This window comes from Cuneatibacter sp. NSJ-177, assembly GCF_022867805.1.
Lineage (GTDB): Bacteria > Bacillota > Clostridia > Lachnospirales > Lachnospiraceae > Pseudolachnospira.
The window spans coordinates 924,058-938,136 of the sequence record NZ_JALIFO010000006.1; the positions used below are offsets into that span (position 1 = coordinate 924,058).

General features: G+C 52.5%; 17 protein-coding genes. 12 read left to right on the top strand and 5 right to left on the bottom strand.

What is annotated here, in order from left to right; translation table 11 throughout:
• Together MUB23_RS12125 and MUB23_RS12130 are read left to right on the top strand one after the other, a co-directional pair.
• Positions 1 to 468, top strand: a complete 468-nt coding sequence (locus MUB23_RS12125; RefSeq protein WP_244800852.1) for a MaoC family dehydratase — start codon at positions 1 to 3, stop codon at positions 466 to 468.
• A 96-nt stretch (positions 469 to 564) separates the two neighbouring features.
• Entirely contained in the window at positions 565 to 1,506 is a 942-nt protein-coding gene (locus tag MUB23_RS12130) for a Na/Pi cotransporter family protein (protein WP_244800853.1), read from the top strand.
• A gap of 7 nt (positions 1,507 to 1,513) precedes the next feature.
• Here the strand turns inward: MUB23_RS12130 and MUB23_RS12135 are convergent, their stop codons facing one another.
• Complete coding sequence (locus tag MUB23_RS12135; protein ID WP_244800854.1) at positions 1,514 to 2,629, bottom strand: ROK family transcriptional regulator; 1,116 nt, start codon at positions 2,627 to 2,629, stop codon at positions 1,514 to 1,516.
• A 522-nt stretch (positions 2,630 to 3,151) separates the two neighbouring features.
• Between MUB23_RS12135 and MUB23_RS12140 the strand changes: the two genes are divergently transcribed.
• From MUB23_RS12140 to MUB23_RS20015, 10 genes are all read left to right on the top strand, one after another.
• Complete coding sequence (locus MUB23_RS12140) at positions 3,152 to 4,345, top strand: phosphoglycerate kinase (RefSeq protein ID WP_244800855.1); 1,194 nt, start codon at positions 3,152 to 3,154, stop codon at positions 4,343 to 4,345.
• 102 nt (positions 4,346 to 4,447) lie between these two features.
• Positions 4,448 to 5,200 carry a triose-phosphate isomerase gene (gene tpiA / locus MUB23_RS12145; RefSeq protein WP_244800856.1) on the top strand — a complete coding sequence of 251 codons (753 nt, stop codon included), beginning with the start codon at positions 4,448 to 4,450 and terminating at the stop codon, positions 5,198 to 5,200.
• Between the two features lie 9 nt (positions 5,201 to 5,209).
• Positions 5,210 to 5,518, top strand: coding sequence for a hypothetical protein (locus MUB23_RS12150; protein WP_244800857.1), 309 nt, complete (start codon positions 5,210 to 5,212; stop codon positions 5,516 to 5,518).
• A complete protein-coding gene (gene gpmI / locus MUB23_RS12155; protein WP_244800858.1) occupies positions 5,515 to 7,065 on the top strand; it encodes a 2,3-bisphosphoglycerate-independent phosphoglycerate mutase in 1,551 nt (516 codons plus the stop codon). Before MUB23_RS12150 ends, gpmI begins: the two co-directional genes overlap by 4 nt.
• Before the next feature lie 47 nt (positions 7,066 to 7,112).
• Positions 7,113 to 7,805 carry an iron-sulfur cluster assembly scaffold protein gene (locus MUB23_RS12160; protein WP_244800859.1) on the top strand — a complete coding sequence of 231 codons (693 nt, stop codon included), beginning with the start codon at positions 7,113 to 7,115 and terminating at the stop codon, positions 7,803 to 7,805.
• A 42-nt stretch (positions 7,806 to 7,847) separates the two neighbouring features.
• Positions 7,848 to 8,858: a GGGtGRT protein gene (locus tag MUB23_RS12165; RefSeq protein ID WP_244800860.1), complete on the top strand. Its 1,011-nt coding sequence runs from the start codon at positions 7,848 to 7,850 to the stop codon at positions 8,856 to 8,858.
• A gap of 227 nt (positions 8,859 to 9,085) precedes the next feature.
• On the top strand, positions 9,086 to 9,331 hold the full coding sequence (locus MUB23_RS19850; RefSeq protein WP_330641888.1) for a DUF4160 domain-containing protein: 246 nt from the start codon (positions 9,086 to 9,088) through the stop codon (positions 9,329 to 9,331).
• 16 nt (positions 9,332 to 9,347) lie between these two features.
• A complete protein-coding gene (locus MUB23_RS12175) occupies positions 9,348 to 9,644 on the top strand; it encodes a DUF2442 domain-containing protein (protein ID WP_244800862.1) in 297 nt (98 codons plus the stop codon).
• A gap of 209 nt (positions 9,645 to 9,853) precedes the next feature.
• Complete coding sequence (locus MUB23_RS12180) at positions 9,854 to 10,264, top strand: hypothetical protein (protein WP_244800863.1); 411 nt, start codon at positions 9,854 to 9,856, stop codon at positions 10,262 to 10,264.
• Positions 10,265 to 10,333: 69 nt separating this feature from the next.
• Entirely contained in the window at positions 10,334 to 10,438 is a 105-nt protein-coding gene (locus MUB23_RS20015; protein WP_244801191.1) for a hypothetical protein, read from the top strand.
• Positions 10,439 to 10,677: 239 nt separating this feature from the next.
• On the opposite strand, the gene MUB23_RS12190 is transcribed toward MUB23_RS20015, so the two are convergent.
• The 4 genes from MUB23_RS12190 to dapA all read right to left on the bottom strand — a co-directional run bounded on the left by MUB23_RS12190 (position 10,678) and on the right by dapA (position 13,955).
• On the bottom strand, positions 10,678 to 11,250 hold the full coding sequence (locus tag MUB23_RS12190) for an SOS response-associated peptidase (protein WP_244800864.1): 573 nt from the start codon (positions 11,248 to 11,250) through the stop codon (positions 10,678 to 10,680).
• Entirely contained in the window at positions 11,199 to 11,489 is a 291-nt protein-coding gene (locus MUB23_RS12195) for a hypothetical protein (RefSeq protein ID WP_244800865.1), read from the bottom strand. The genes MUB23_RS12190 and MUB23_RS12195 overlap by 52 nt, the downstream gene beginning before the upstream one ends.
• Before the next feature lie 49 nt (positions 11,490 to 11,538).
• On the bottom strand, positions 11,539 to 12,798 hold the full coding sequence (gene dinB, locus MUB23_RS12200) for a DNA polymerase IV (RefSeq protein ID WP_244800866.1): 1,260 nt from the start codon (positions 12,796 to 12,798) through the stop codon (positions 11,539 to 11,541).
• A gap of 188 nt (positions 12,799 to 12,986) precedes the next feature.
• Positions 12,987 to 13,955 carry a 4-hydroxy-tetrahydrodipicolinate synthase gene (gene dapA / locus MUB23_RS12205; protein WP_330641877.1) on the bottom strand — a complete coding sequence of 323 codons (969 nt, stop codon included), beginning with the start codon at positions 13,953 to 13,955 and terminating at the stop codon, positions 12,987 to 12,989.
• Between the last annotated feature and the right edge of the window lie 124 nt (positions 13,956 to 14,079).

Consider the following 14,079-nt stretch of genomic DNA (forward strand, 5'->3'; position numbering starts at 1 on the left):
ATGATTACGGATCGATATTTTGAGGACTATGTTGTCGGCGAAGTCACACGCTCGGAGCGGTTTTCCATCTCGGAGGAGATGGTGGCGACTTATCTGAAACTGGTGGGAGATGATCACGCCGTCCACTCGGACAAGGAATTCTGCCGCAGACGATTTGGCTCGCCGGATTTGGTGGTACCCGGATGCCTGATTTTGGCTTTGGCGGACAGTTACTGGGCGAACCTCGTAACGCCGTCCGATCCCTTTTCCCCCCATTACGGCCAGGATAAGGTCCGCTATCTGGGAAGGCTGACCTGCGGGGAGGAGGTCAGCTGTGAATTTACCTTAAAGGAAAGCATGCGCAAGGATGCGCTGTACGGAATGTTGGTTTATGAAACCTACGTGAAGAAGACAGACGGAACTCCGGTCCTCTATGAAATCGATAAAGTTCTGGTTCCCTTCCGTGAAAAGCAACCGGCGGTTTTGTAGACAAGAAGCGTTTCACATCCTGGATTTTCGGCCGGACGATCATATTCTCCGTAAGAACCAATAGAATAGGATGAGGAGAGAATCGGAGGATATCCTTTGTTCTATTTTTTAGGTGGTTTGGGAATATTCCTATATGGAATTCACGAGATGAGCGAGGCCATGGAGAAACTTTTCTCCGGCCAGTTCCGGAGGAGCCTGCTGCGGCTTACGTCCGGCCGGATTCGGACGATTGCCCTTGGCTGCGGTATCACCGGAGTCGTGCAGAGCAGTACGGCGGTAACCGTGATGATTGTCAGCCTGGTGGAAGCCGGGCTGCTGCCGCTGCGCCAGGCTTTTGACTTGATCATGGGCGCGAATGTGGGGACCACGGTGACGGCCTGGATGATTTCAATGAAACAGCTTCCGTCGGTTCCCTGGCTGATGCCTGCGCTGGCGGCAGGCGGATTTGTTTTAATGGCTTGGAAAAGATTTCCTTGGAGACGGCAGGCGGAAATGGTGATGGGGTTCGGCCTGCTTTTTCTTGGCCTGGACTGGATGGAACAAGGATTTGCTTCCGGCGGCAGTCTGAATGGGGTTATGCAGTGGGTTCTTGCGATGGGGGAGAGCCCGGCCGCCGGTATTCTTGCCGGAGTGGTGCTGGTCTGTATCATCCAGAGTTCGTCGGCTGGAATCGGTATCCTGCAGGTATTGGCCTTTCAAGGGCAGATCGGATGGGGAGCGGCGGTCTATCTGACCCTGGGCCAGAACATCGGAACTTGCCTGACAACGCTTCTTGCCGGCGTCAGCCTGGGGCCGGAGGCCAAGGCCACGGCCCGGTTCCACCTGATTTTCAACCTGGCCGGCGTCGTGGCGCTGGCTCCGTTTTTCGCGGTATTCTTTCAGCTGAATCCACAAACCGCCGCGCTGCCCGTCACCCCAACCGGCCTGGCGCTGTTCCACACGGTGTTCAATGCAGTCAGCGTGGCAGGCCTCTATCCCTTTGTGGGGAGGCTGGCGGAGCGGGAAGCGCGGCGGATGCAGCCGGATCTTCCTTATTAATATATTCTTATATCTTTTTGATAAATTGATCGATGTAATAGAGCGCGGCCCCGATGGCGGCGGTCTCGAACTTGTAGCGGCAGCAGAATACATAAGGCGCCGTTTCCTCGAAAGGGCTTCGCCTGGCAACCATTTCCCGGAATTTTTCCAGGTAATCGTTCAGATAAGGGCCTACGTAGCCGCCGAGGATAATATCGCAGTCATAGTGCATCCGCAGATTATTGACGGCAATGGCCAGGTAGTCCAGATACTGATGAAAGGCAGAAGTATAGGGCTCCTGGCCTTCTTTGACAGAATTGAAAAAACGCTGCATTTTTCCCCCGGCCATATCCGAAAGCAGGTTGGCGGAGCAGTAAGCGTTCAGGCAGCCCTTCTTTCCGCAGTAGCAAGGCTTCCCATCCGGGATCAGGGTCACGTGCCCGAATTCGCAGCTCTTTTGATGTTCGCCGGTATAAAGGCGGTTGTTGTGCACGATGGCGCCCCCGACGCTGTTGCTCAAGGACAAGTATACGATGGAATCCTCCCGGTCGCTGTTCCACCATTCGGCAAATCCGCCGGAATTGGCGTCGTTGAACAACAGAAACGGGAAGGCGATATGGGGTTCTAGTTTTTGGTACAGGTCCTTCGGCGCCCGCACGGCCTTGGCATAGGTGATCGTCTTCTGATCCACGTCAATGATGGCGGGCAGGGAGATTCCAAGTCCTAAAATCTTTTCCTGATCCAAATGATTCCGCTCGATAAAAGAATCAATGAATTTTCCCAGAGTATTATAGTAGAACAGGCTGTCCACGAAACGGTGGCGGATGCGGCTGTACTGGAGCACCTTTGCCTCCATGTCGATGGCCACCAGGCTGATATGGTTGGCGGTGATATCCAGGCCCAGCGCGATTTTTGCGTCCGGAACGCACTGGATAATCTTGGCCTTTCGTCCTCCGGTGGATTCAAAGGTGCCGGTCTCGGTGATCAGTCCCAGCTGACGGAGCGCCGTCAAATTTTGGTTGACCGTCGGCATGCTGAGAGAAAGTCCCTTGGCGATCTCCTGCTGGGAAACCCCTTTTTCGCGGTAGATAAAACGGTAAATTTCATTGCGGTTGATCTGTTTGATCTGTGTTGTATGCGCCATGATACTGTTACCACCTTAAATTCTAGGCAAATTTGGAAAATCAAATACTCGGCGTCTCAGGCCCGGCCTGACATTGCGTAGCAAAACGCCTTACAAGATAACATATCCGGCAGCCGCCAAGCGGTTCGGATTCGTTGGGTTTTATAAGAAAATTATAAGTAGAATTATCGGAAATGTCAATCTTAAAAGCACTTTTGCAAAAAGAATTATAGAAAGTGAAACCGAAAAATCAGGCGAAAATAAAAGAGCAAGTAAAAATTAACTTCCGCAGGACAGGAATTATTTTTGATACGCGGGAAATCGGGAATGTCTGGGAGCGGTTTGAGGGCAGGCGCATCCGAGTCAGGAGCTCAGGCCCCATCTTTGTGCAAAATTCGACAGGAGATGTTGTAAAATTTGCAGACTTGACAGGATTTGTAGAGACAAGTAATACTTGCTTTCCCAGGTAATATTTGTTAAAATATATACACGTAGACCGTGGTTTTTTTGGCCGCGGCGGGAGGAACGAAAGGAGTACAAGCTATGCTGAATAAGAAATCCATCGACGATATTCAGGTAAAAGGAAAACGCGTGTTGGTGCGCTGCGACTTTAATGTGCCCTTACAGGACGGGAAGATCACCGATGAGGTCCGTCTGGTAGCGGCGCTTCCGACTTTAAAGAAGCTGATGGCAGACGGGGGACGCCTGATTCTGTGCTCTCACCTGGGAAAACCGAAGGGCGAGCCAAAGCCGGAGCTTTCTCTGGCGCCGGTGGCAAAGCGTCTCGGCGAACTGCTGGGACAGAATGTAACCTTTGCGGCGGATCCGGAGGTGGTCGGCCCCAATGCAAGAAAAGCGGCCGAGGCGCTTTTGGACGGCGAAGTGATGCTTTTAGAAAATACCCGCTACCGCGCGGAGGAAACAAAGAACAAAGAGGCCTTCAGCAAGGATTTGGCGTCTCTGGCCGAGGTCTTTGTGGATGACGCCTTCGGGACCGCTCACCGGGCTCATTGCTCCAATGTGGGAGTGACCCAGTTCTTAAGCCCCTGTGCGGTCGGATATCTGATGCAGAAAGAAATTGATTTCCTTGGAAATGCGGTGGACCGTCCCAAACGCCCCTTTGTCGCGATTCTCGGCGGATCCAAGGTTTCCAGCAAGATTTCGGTGATCAACAATCTTTTGGACAAGGTGGATACCCTGATCATCGGCGGCGGCATGGCTTACACGTTTTTAAAAGCGCAGGGCCAGGAAGTCGGGACGTCGCTGTTAGAGGCCGACTATCTTGACTATGCCAAGGAAATGATGGAGAAAGCGGCGGCGAAGCATGTCAATTTACTGATTCCCGTCGATACGGTGGTAGCCAAGGAATTTGCCAATGACGCGCCTTCCCGCGTGGCACAGGGGGATATTCAGCCGGATGAGATGGGCCTCGACATCGGACCGAAGACCAGGGAGCTTTTTACCGAGGCATTAAAAGACGCGAAGACCGTGGTCTGGAACGGACCGATGGGCGTGTTTGAGATGCCGAACTTTGCCGCAGGGACCATCGCAGTGGCAAAGGCTCTGGCGGAGATCACCGCGACCACGATCATCGGCGGCGGCGATTCGGCGGCGGCGGTGAATCAGCTGGGCTTTGGCGATAAGATGACGCATATTTCCACTGGGGGCGGCGCTTCTTTGGAGTTCTTAGAAGGAAAAGAGCTGCCCGGCGTGGCGGCGGCTGATGATAGAGAATAAAAGTTTCAGGAATGTTGTGCCATCTCTTCGCCGGTGATGCCAAGCGGCGGAAGATGGGATAGAAGGTTCCGGGTTTTTACCCGGAACAGCAGGAGGATTCTTATGGCGAGGAAAAAAATCATAGCCGGCAATTGGAAGATGAATAAGACGCCCAGCGAGGCGGCGGCCTTTATCCGGGAATTGGCGCCGATGGTCGCCGGGGCCGAAGCAGAGGTGGTTTGCTGTGTGCCGGCTATCGATATCGTGCCGGCCGTGGAGGCCGCCAAAGGCAGCGACATCCGGATTGGCGCGGAAAATATGTATTTTGAAGAAAAAGGAGCCTATACCGGCGAGATTTCCCCGGCCATGTTGGCGGACGCCGGTGTCTCCTACGTGATATTAGGCCATTCCGAGAGACGGGAATACTTTGGTGAGACCAATGAGACGGTGAACCGGAAGGTGAAAAAGGCGTTTGAACACGGACTGGTCCCGATCGTCTGCTGCGGGGAAACCTTGAACCAGCGGGAGCAGGGGATCACGATGGACTGGATCCGCCAGCAGATCAAGATTGCCTTTTTGGGTATTTCCGCGGAGCAGGCGGCGGAAGCAGTGATTGCCTATGAGCCGATCTGGGCCATCGGAACGGGGAAAGTGGCGACCAGTGAGCAGGCGCAGGAGGTCTGCCATGGCATTCGGGAACTGATCCGGGAGCTGTACGGAGATTCCACCGCGGAGGCGGTCCGGATTCAATACGGCGGCAGCGTGGCTCCGGCCAATGCGGCGGAACTGTTTGCCCAGCCGGACATCGACGGCGGCCTGGTGGGGGGCGCAAGCCTGAAGCCGGACTTCGCCAAGGTCGTATATTATCAAGGATAAGAGGCACACATGGAACCAAAGCTTTCAAGAAAAAAACTACAGATCGCTTGTTTGGTTGCCTTCGGCAGCCTGCTTGCCGCACTGATTTTGCTGCTGTTTGGCCTTCAGCTCCCCGGCCTGATCGTGATGGCCGCGGCGATGTTTGGGGTGACCGGAATGATGGTGGCGGGGCAGTGCCCTCACTGCAAGGATGTGCGCAGCGCCAAGTGGATCAACCCCTTTCCGTCGGACAAAGAACTTTTTTGTACCCGGTGCGGAAAGAAAATTGAGTTTGTGGAAGACGGGTGGATTCGCCCGAAAAAGAAGGATAAGAAATGAGAAAACCAACGGTTTTAATGATTTTAGACGGCTTTGGCCTAAATGACCGGACAAAGGGAAATGCTGTCGCTCAGGCGGCTACTCCGAATATCGACCGTCTGATGCAGGAATACCCGTTTGTAAAGGGCAATGCCAGCGGCCTGGCCGTGGGGCTTCCCGACGGCCAGATGGGTAATTCCGAGGTGGGCCACTTGAATATGGGGGCCGGCCGGGTGGTCTATCAGGATCTGACAAAGATTACGAAGGCCATTGAGGAAGGAAGTTTTTTTGAAAATAAGCCGCTTTTAACTGCGTTTCGGAATGCCAGGGAGCGCGGGACTGCGGTTCATCTGTGGGGACTGCTGTCGGACGGAGGCGTTCACAGCCATAACACCCATCTGTACGCTCTTTTGGAGATGGCGAAGCAGCTGGGGCTTACCAACGTATATGTCCACGCGTTTCTGGACGGAAGAGACACGGCGCCAACCTCCGGACTGGGGTATCTGAAGGATCTGAATCAGGAGATGAAGCGAATCGGCGTCGGAACGATTGCCTCGGTTATGGGCCGCTATTATGCGATGGACCGGGACAACCGGTGGGAGCGGGTCGGCCGCGCCTATGACGCCCTGACCAAGGGGGCGGGCAAACAGGTCCGGTGTATCTTCGGCGGTGTCTCGGACTCTTATGCGCAGGGCGTGACCGATGAATTTGTGGAGCCAATGGTGGCGGTGGATGAGGACGGAGTACCGGCGGCGACCGTGAAAAACGGCGATTCCGTTATCTTCTTCAATTTCCGTCCGGACCGGGCAAGAGAGTTAACCAGAGCATTTTTGGACGATTCCTTCACTGGGTTTGAGCGGAAACAGTTAAAAGAACTGACCTATGTCTGCTTTACTGAATATGACGCCACGATCCCTCATACCCTCGTCGCCTTCCCGAAGGAAGAGCTGGTGAATACCCTGGGGGAATATTTGGCGGAACAGGGACTGAAACAGCTGCGGCTGGCGGAGACGGAAAAATACGCCCATGTGACGTTCTTTTTCAACGGAGGCGTGGAGGTGCCGAATCCGGGGGAAGAGAGAATCCTGGTGCCGTCCCCCAAGGTGGCAACCTATGACTTGAAGCCGGAGATGAGCGCTTATGAGGTCTGCGATCATTTAGTGGAGGCGATCGGAAGCGGCAAATATGACATGATTATCATCAATTTTGCCAATCCGGATATGGTGGGGCATACCGGCGTGATGGAAGCCGCCGTTCAGGCGGTGGAGGCGGTGGACACCTGCGTCGGCCGCGCGGTGGACGCTCTGTTCGCCGCGGGAGGCCAGATGTTCCTCTGCGCCGACCACGGCAATGCGGAACAGCTGATCGACCCGGACAGCGGGGAGCCCTTTACGGCCCACACGACGAACCCGGTTCCGTTTTTGCTGATCAACAGCGATCCGGCCTATACGCTGAAGGAAAACGGACGGCTCTGCGATATCGCCCCTACCTTGCTTGCCATGATGGGACTGCCGCAGCCGCCGGAGATGAGCGGAATCTCTCTGCTTCAAAAGAAAGACGAACCGTAAGAGGAGCTTGGTTCTGGCAATAGAAGTATCGGAGGAGGAGAAGCATTATGATTTATACACAGGAAGTAGAAATGATGTGTCCGGTTGCCCAGGGCGCCTGCCATGGAGCGGCGCCGATCCCGGAAGAAGCCAAATGGGTTAAGGCAAAGGACGTGACGGATATCTCAGGGCTTACCCACGGGGTGGGCTGGTGCGCTCCTCAGCAGGGCGCCTGTAAGCTGACTTTAAATGTGAAGGAGGGGATCATCCAGGAGGCGTTGGTGGAGACCCTTGGATGCTCCGGTATGACCCATTCTGCGGCGATGGCGGCGGAAATTCTGCCGGGCCGCACGATTCTGGAGGCGCTCAATACCGATTTGGTCTGCGATGCGATCAACACCGCGATGCGGGAACTGTTTTTGCAGATCGTCTATGGCCGCAGCCAAAGCGCTTTTTCCGAGGACGGACTTCCGGTGGGAGCCGGTTTGGAGGATTTGGGGAAAGGGCTTCGCTCCCAGATCGGCACCATGTACGGAACATTGAAGAAAGGTCCTCGTTACCTGGAGATGGCCGAGGGCTATGTGACCGGAATCGCCCTCGATGAGGAGGACGAGATCATCGGCTACCAGTTTGTAAACCTGGGCAAGATGACTGATTTTATTAAAAAAGGCGACGATCCCAACACGGCCTGGGAGAAGGCAAAAGGCCAGTACGGCCGTGTGGAGGATGCGGTGAAAATCATCGATCCGAGAAAAGAATAAGATTCTGCGTCAAGGCTTGGATAGAGTAGGAGGAAAAGAAAGATGGCTTTATTTGAATCATACGAGAGACGGATCGATAAAATAAACGGCGTTCTCCAAAGCTACGGAATCGCATCCATCGAGGAAGCGGAGAGCATCACAAAGGATGCGGGACTTGACGTGTACGACCAGGTGAGAAAGATCCAGCCGATCTGTTTTGAAAATGCTTGCTGGGCTTACACCGTCGGCGCGGCGATTGCGATCAAGAAGAATTGCAGAAAAGCTTCGGAGGCGGCGGCGGCGCTGGGCGAGGGCCTGCAGGCCTTCTGCATCCCCGGCTCGGTGGCGGATCAGAGAAAGGTGGGCCTGGGGCACGGAAACCTGGGAAAGATGCTGCTGGAGGAAGACACCGACTGCTTCTGCTTTTTGGCGGGCCACGAGTCCTTTGCGGCCGCGGAAGGGGCCATCGGCATTGCCGAGAAGGCCAATAAGGTGCGGCAGAAACCTCTGCGCGTAATCTTGAACGGCCTGGGAAAGGACGCGGCGCAGATCATTGCGAGAATCAACGGTTTTACCCATGTGGAGACCGAGTATGATTACAGCACCGGGGAATTGAAGGAAGTGTTCCGGAAATCCTATTCCAGCGGTCCGAGAAGCAAGGTAAACTGCTACGGCGCCAACGACGTCAGAGAAGGCGTTGCGATCATGTGGAAAGAGAACGTGGACGTCTCCATCACCGGGAATTCCACAAACCCGACCCGTTTCCAGCATCCGGTGGCAGGCACCTACAAGAAGGAGCGGATTGAGGCAGGAAAGAAGTATTTTTCCGTGGCTTCCGGCGGCGGCACCGGCCGCACCCTGCACCCGGACAACATGGCGGCGGGCCCTGCCTCCTACGGCATGACCGACACCATGGGGCGGATGCACTCCGACGCCCAGTTCGCCGGATCCTCGTCGGTTCCCGCCCATGTGGAAATGATGGGACTGATCGGGATGGGGAATAACCCGATGGTCGGCGCTACGGTGGCCGTGGCCGTGGCGATTGAGATGGCAGCAAAAGAAGGCAGATTCTAGTAAATAGCCGTATTTAGCGGTTTTAATAAGTTGTTTATTGTGGTTAGGAGTGGCTTTTACATGAAAATGTAAGTCACTCCTATCTTAATTCTACACGATTCCTATTTGTGTATTCCTACATTGTACCAATAAAAACTCTCCATTTTGTATGACTGGAAAAAAATTGAAACAATGCTATAATAGAAAAAACAAGGAAGGGAAGTGCTGGAGATGCCGGAGTTATGTAGATTTGGCGGTATGGTGATAGTAATGCTTTTTCATTTACAAAGCAACATAACAAGCCGCATGTTCATGTGTACTATGGTGAATATGAGGCTTCCGTTGGATTGGACGGTGAATTATTGGCGGGTTCTTTACCTAGTAAACAATATAAAATATTGGTTGGATGGTTGCGTTATAATGAAGAAGCAGTTTACAAAGCTTGGAATTTAGCGGTTCAAGGTGAGCATTTTGACAAAATAAAACCTATGTAGCCGAGAAAGGAGTTTTATGTATTTGCATAATGGCATTGTTTATGCCGGAGAACTAGTAGATGAAATTAGAGTGAAGGAAGCAAAAGCTTTGCCATTTGGAATGCTTCTGCTGACATTTTCTACAGGTGAAAAAAGATTGTTTGATACTACAAGTTTGACAGGTTCTGCATTTAAGCCTTTAGCGGATGAACAAATATTTAGCAATGTTCAAGTAGTACATGGCTTTGTATCATGGCTGGATGGTAAGATTGATTGTGCACCAGAGTATATGTATGAAAATAGTTATGCTTATGAAGAAGAATTTGTGATATGATGACAATTTATATCAATTATGCTTTGTACAATGATTTCTAAAATATAAAATGTAGTTAGAATCAGTTTATTTCTGTGTTATTCCTATATTTTAAATGAAAGCTGCTGTGTTTACAACGTTTACCGTTTTGATTGAGGAAGCAGCGAAGGCTGGGAAGTTCTAGGAAGTATAGGATATACAATCATTTTTAGAAGCCGCGCCAACGATTCATGGTTGGCGCGGCTTTTGAAACTGTAACTTTGGATGGAAGTTTTGTTCGGTCACAAGCCTTTATTTTTATTAGAAGCCCTCTTTCCTTTAAATATGAAATTGTGTATAATAAAAGCAGAATGATTTTGGAGGTGAATGATATGATGTATCCATACATGATTTTAGCTGATGAAACTGAGGTCGTGCATTCGCAAATAATTGAAGAAGACAATAAACAGAAAATTATAGTTAATTTTGAAAGGCCAACAGAAGATGGATTTGACTCTGCCAGATGTGAGTTGCCAGATTATCATTGGATAGAGAAAAATGGATATTCAGATGACGAGATTAAGTTTTTTGAACAACTTTTGCAAAGTAATGCACATCTGCTTTATAAATATGCCGCGAATGGGGGGATTCAGATTGCCTAGTATTTTTACGGTTAGCGGTTATAAAGTATTTTCTGGTCAAATGAAAATGGAGAACCGATTCATGTCCATATAGCGAAGGGAAAACCTTCACCAAATGCGACAAAAGTTTGGTTGACCAAATCAGGTGATTGTATTCTTGCAAGTAATGGAAGCAATATACCGAGAAAAGAATGAAATGAATTGTTAGAATTTATTTCTGCTCAGTTTTTCTTGATATGTTCTGAATGGAAAAAATTCTTTCTGGATAGTGAGATATGTTTTTACTGTTAGTATAGTGAAAGATGTGTGAATAAGTAGTATTCAGTAGTGCCCAGTAGCACACTCATAGCGCATAAACGCCTCTCAAACCACAGAAGGATTTTTGGCGATCGGTAAGAGAAAGAAGGAATTCCTGGCGAAATGGAGGGCAGTTTTTATTCCGCCTTCCGGTCCTCAAGAGCCGGCATTTTCTCTTTTAAATACCCTAACGCCCGATCTGTGTCAAAGATCCAATCCCGGATCCGCTTTCTGGGGAGGATGACCGGCATGCGGTCATGGATGTTTGCGATGGAGTCATTGGCCGCGGTGGTCAGGATGACGTAGCGCCGCTCCCCTTTGACGAGTTTGTAGAAACCAGCCAGGTAGAGCGTGGATTCTCCGGGCAGGAGGAAGCGGTGCTTCTTTTTCTCGCGGTCCCACTCGTAAAAACCGGTGGTGGGGACGGCGAGGCGGCGGAAGAGAAGGCTGTCCCGGAACATCCGCTTTTCTTCCGCGGTCTCGGCGCGGGCGTTGATGATGACCCCGCTGCCCCGGAAATGGGGGAAGCCCCAGGAGGAAAGCTCCGGGATTATCTGCTCTTCTTCGGCAAGCAGGACCGGGGCAAGATTCGTCGGATAGATTTCCCCGGTGCGCATGGAATTGCCGGGGTATTTCCGGTCAAGCTCCTGAACGATTTTTAAGATTTCCTGATTGTCCTGCTCGGTGAATAAGGAATAGCGTCCGCACATGTTTCTTTGCCCTCCACAAACCATTTCGGTGTTTCGTAAAAAAGATGACTCTGTTTTCCGGAGATCAGGACCGTGTAGCGGATTCCCATGCCTCCGGCCTTGAGGGAGGCTGCCCGGCGGACGTCCAGGATCCGGTCGATTTCGTAGACCCGTCCGTCTTCCCAGGTCAGAGAGACCGGCGTCAGCCTGCCTTCCGTGTCAAATTTCGCTGTAACCTCGACAAATACTTTTCTCGTCATGTCTATTTACCTCGATAAAAATAGGTTGTCTGGATTTCTGAGTTCTTATTCAAGAAAGGGTTTCGCCTTTTCCAAAAAAACTTTCCGGGTGGATGATGTGGTCTTCTTTGGGATTCAGCGCGGCAAGGGTCTCGTCCGTGAGATAGATTCCGCGCCGGAGGGAGAAGTGTCCGAAACGGCTGCGGACTGTGTCCATCGCCTGTTCCAGTTCTTCCTGGCGCTGGATGGCGGCGATCTCCGGGAGGAAGGAAAGCTGTTCGTATTCCCGGACCGCGAGATTGCAGGCCCGGACATGGAGGGAGCGCACTGGCTTGCCGGAAAGATGGTTGCGCTTGTAGAGCTCAAACGCTTTTTCGAACAGGGCTTTTGCGGTGCGGTTGGGGTAGGAGAGCTTTCCCTGGCGTTCATAGGAAAACAGTTCCTTGTCCCGGACGCCGAGCTGGACCGTACGGCAGACGAAATCATACTCCCTCATCCGGGCTGAGACGCTTTCGCAGAGCACATAGAGCGTGATCTTGATATCGTCGTCGGTGATCAGGTCCCTGGGGGCCGTGGTACCGTTCCCAATGCTTTTGATCAGGGATTTGGCTCCGATGTTGGTGACCGGTGAGCTGTCTTTTCCGTTGGCGAACAGCCAGAGCGTCCAGCCGTTTTTTCCAAGGATCTGTTCCAGGAACCGGGGCTCGGCGGCGGCCAGGTCTCCGATGGTCCGGATTCCGTAGCGCTTCAGTTTGTTGTGGGTGGAGCGGCCTACGTAGAGCAGCTCGCTGACCGGGAGAGGCCAGATCATTTCCTGGAACCGGCTGCTGCTGATCACCGTGGTGGCGTCGGGTTTTCGCAGATCGGAGCCCAGCTTGGCAAAAATTTTGTTGTAGCTGACGCCCACCGAAGCGGTGACGCCCAGCTCACTTTTGATGCGCTGCCGGATCGTATCGGCAATGGTCTTTCCGCCGCCGAACAGGCGGGTGCTGCCGGAGACGTCCAGCCAGCATTCATCCAGCCCGTAGGGCTCCACCCGGTCGGTGTAATCGCTGTAAATTTCCCTGGCAATCCGGGAGTATTCCAGGTAGCGGTCATAATGGGGAGGAACAAAAATGATCTCAGGACATTTTTGCCGCGCCATCCACAACGGATTGCCGGTGGCGACGCCGCAGGCTTTGGCCTCATAATTTTTTGCCAGTACGATCCCGTGCCGCGCCTCCGGGTCTCCAGCTACCGCCACCGGCTTTCCCCGCAGGGAAGGATTGTAGAGACATTCCACCGAGGCATAAAAGTTGTTTAAATCGGAATGCAGAATTACTCGTTCCATTTCTCACACCATCCAAACAAATGTTCTGATTATAGTATAAGAAGAGAACGTGAGTTCGTCCACTGGGAAGTGCTGGAAAAGAAAAAATACTCTTCAACCGGGTGACAGAGGTGAAAAAAGCTTAAAATGCGGAAGCGAGCTTGTTCCAGCCCGCTTCCGCAGCAGAATTCTCGTAAAATATGGAGTTCCTACAGATTCCTTACGGAGATGGAGCCGGCATTTTTTGCCTGCTGAACCGTGACGGAGCCGGGCCTTTTTCCATCGCCTTCCAAAAGGCCGTACCGGTGGAGGGTCGCGTACATTTTTTCCGCCACCGTGACGTCCATATCGCAGAGCGGCAGGCGGCAATGGCCGACGTCATAGCCCATGGCGCGCATGGCCTGTTTGACCGGAATCGGATTGACGTCCAAAAACAAAGCCTCGATCAGTTCCAGATATTTTAGCTGGAGGTCGTCGCTTTCTTCCCGCCTTCCCTCGAAATAAGAGGAACAAATCCGGTGGGTATCCGCAGGGATGATATTGGACAGGACGGAGATGACGCCTTTGGCGCCGAGAGCCAGGGCGGATGTGATCTGATCGTCGTTTCCTGAATAGATGGCCAGGTCATCCCCGCAGAGGGCGGCAATCTTCGCCATCTGGGAAAAGTTTCCGCTGGCTTCCTTGACCGCTACAATATTGTCAAATTGACAGAGGCGCTTGTACGTGGCCGGAAAGATATTGACGCCGGTCCGGGAAGGGACGTTGTAGAGAATGATAGGCAGTTTAGTGGCCTTGGCACATTCGGAGAAATGGAGAAAAAGCCCCTGCTGGGAGGCTTTATTGTAATAAGGGGTCACATGGAGCAGCCCATCGGCCCCGGCCCGTTCGCACTCCCTGGACAGGAAGGCGGCGTGGGCGGTGTTGTTGCTGCCGGCGCCTGCGATGACGGGAAGCCGCCCGTTTACGCGACGGACCGCATACTGCACCAGCTCGAAATGCTCTTCGTCGGTGAGGGTGGAAGCTTCCCCTGTGGTCCCCGCCACAATGACCGCGTCGGCGTTTTCTTGAACTTGCCGGTCCAAAAGTTCACCGAACAGGGAATAGTGGATGGAGCCGTCCTCCTTCATCGGGGTTATAATCGCGGTGCCTGCGCCCTGGAATAAAATTTTCTTCATCATGCCCTTCCTCCTTGTGGAAACTATTTTGCACTATCCCTATTATATTGGCGGCAGGCTTAAAATAGTGTAAAAGAAGGCAGGGCAGCGTTAAGATTATGCAGAGGCCAAATCTGCAAGATGTCAG

Coding starts and splice junctions, on each gene's coding strand:
- MUB23_RS12150 (WP_244800857.1), top strand. CDS start 5,210: ATGGAACCAAAGCTTTCAAGAAAAAAACTACAGATCGCTTGTTTGGTT.
- MUB23_RS12175 (WP_244800862.1), top strand. CDS start 9,348: ATGTATTTGCATAATGGCATTGTTTATGCCGGAGAACTAGTAGATGAA.
- MUB23_RS12165 (WP_244800860.1), top strand. CDS start 7,848: ATGGCTTTATTTGAATCATACGAGAGACGGATCGATAAAATAAACGGC.
- dinB (WP_244800866.1), bottom strand. CDS start 12,798: ATGGAACGAGTAATTCTGCATTCCGATTTAAACAACTTTTATGCCTCG.
- MUB23_RS12180 (WP_244800863.1), top strand. CDS start 9,854: ATGGTTGGCGCGGCTTTTGAAACTGTAACTTTGGATGGAAGTTTTGTT.
- MUB23_RS12195 (WP_244800865.1), bottom strand. CDS start 11,489: ATGACGAGAAAAGTATTTGTCGAGGTTACAGCGAAATTTGACACGGAA.
- gpmI (WP_244800858.1), top strand. CDS start 5,515: ATGAGAAAACCAACGGTTTTAATGATTTTAGACGGCTTTGGCCTAAAT.
- dapA (WP_330641877.1), bottom strand. CDS start 13,955: ATGATGAAGAAAATTTTATTCCAGGGCGCAGGCACCGCGATTATAACC.
- MUB23_RS12135 (WP_244800854.1), bottom strand. CDS start 2,629: ATGGCGCATACAACACAGATCAAACAGATCAACCGCAATGAAATTTAC.
- MUB23_RS12160 (WP_244800859.1), top strand. CDS start 7,113: ATGATTTATACACAGGAAGTAGAAATGATGTGTCCGGTTGCCCAGGGC.
- MUB23_RS12125 (WP_244800852.1), top strand. CDS start 1: ATGATTACGGATCGATATTTTGAGGACTATGTTGTCGGCGAAGTCACA.
- MUB23_RS12190 (WP_244800864.1), bottom strand. CDS start 11,250: ATGTGCGGACGCTATTCCTTATTCACCGAGCAGGACAATCAGGAAATC.
- MUB23_RS12140 (WP_244800855.1), top strand. CDS start 3,152: ATGCTGAATAAGAAATCCATCGACGATATTCAGGTAAAAGGAAAACGC.
- tpiA (WP_244800856.1), top strand. CDS start 4,448: ATGGCGAGGAAAAAAATCATAGCCGGCAATTGGAAGATGAATAAGACG.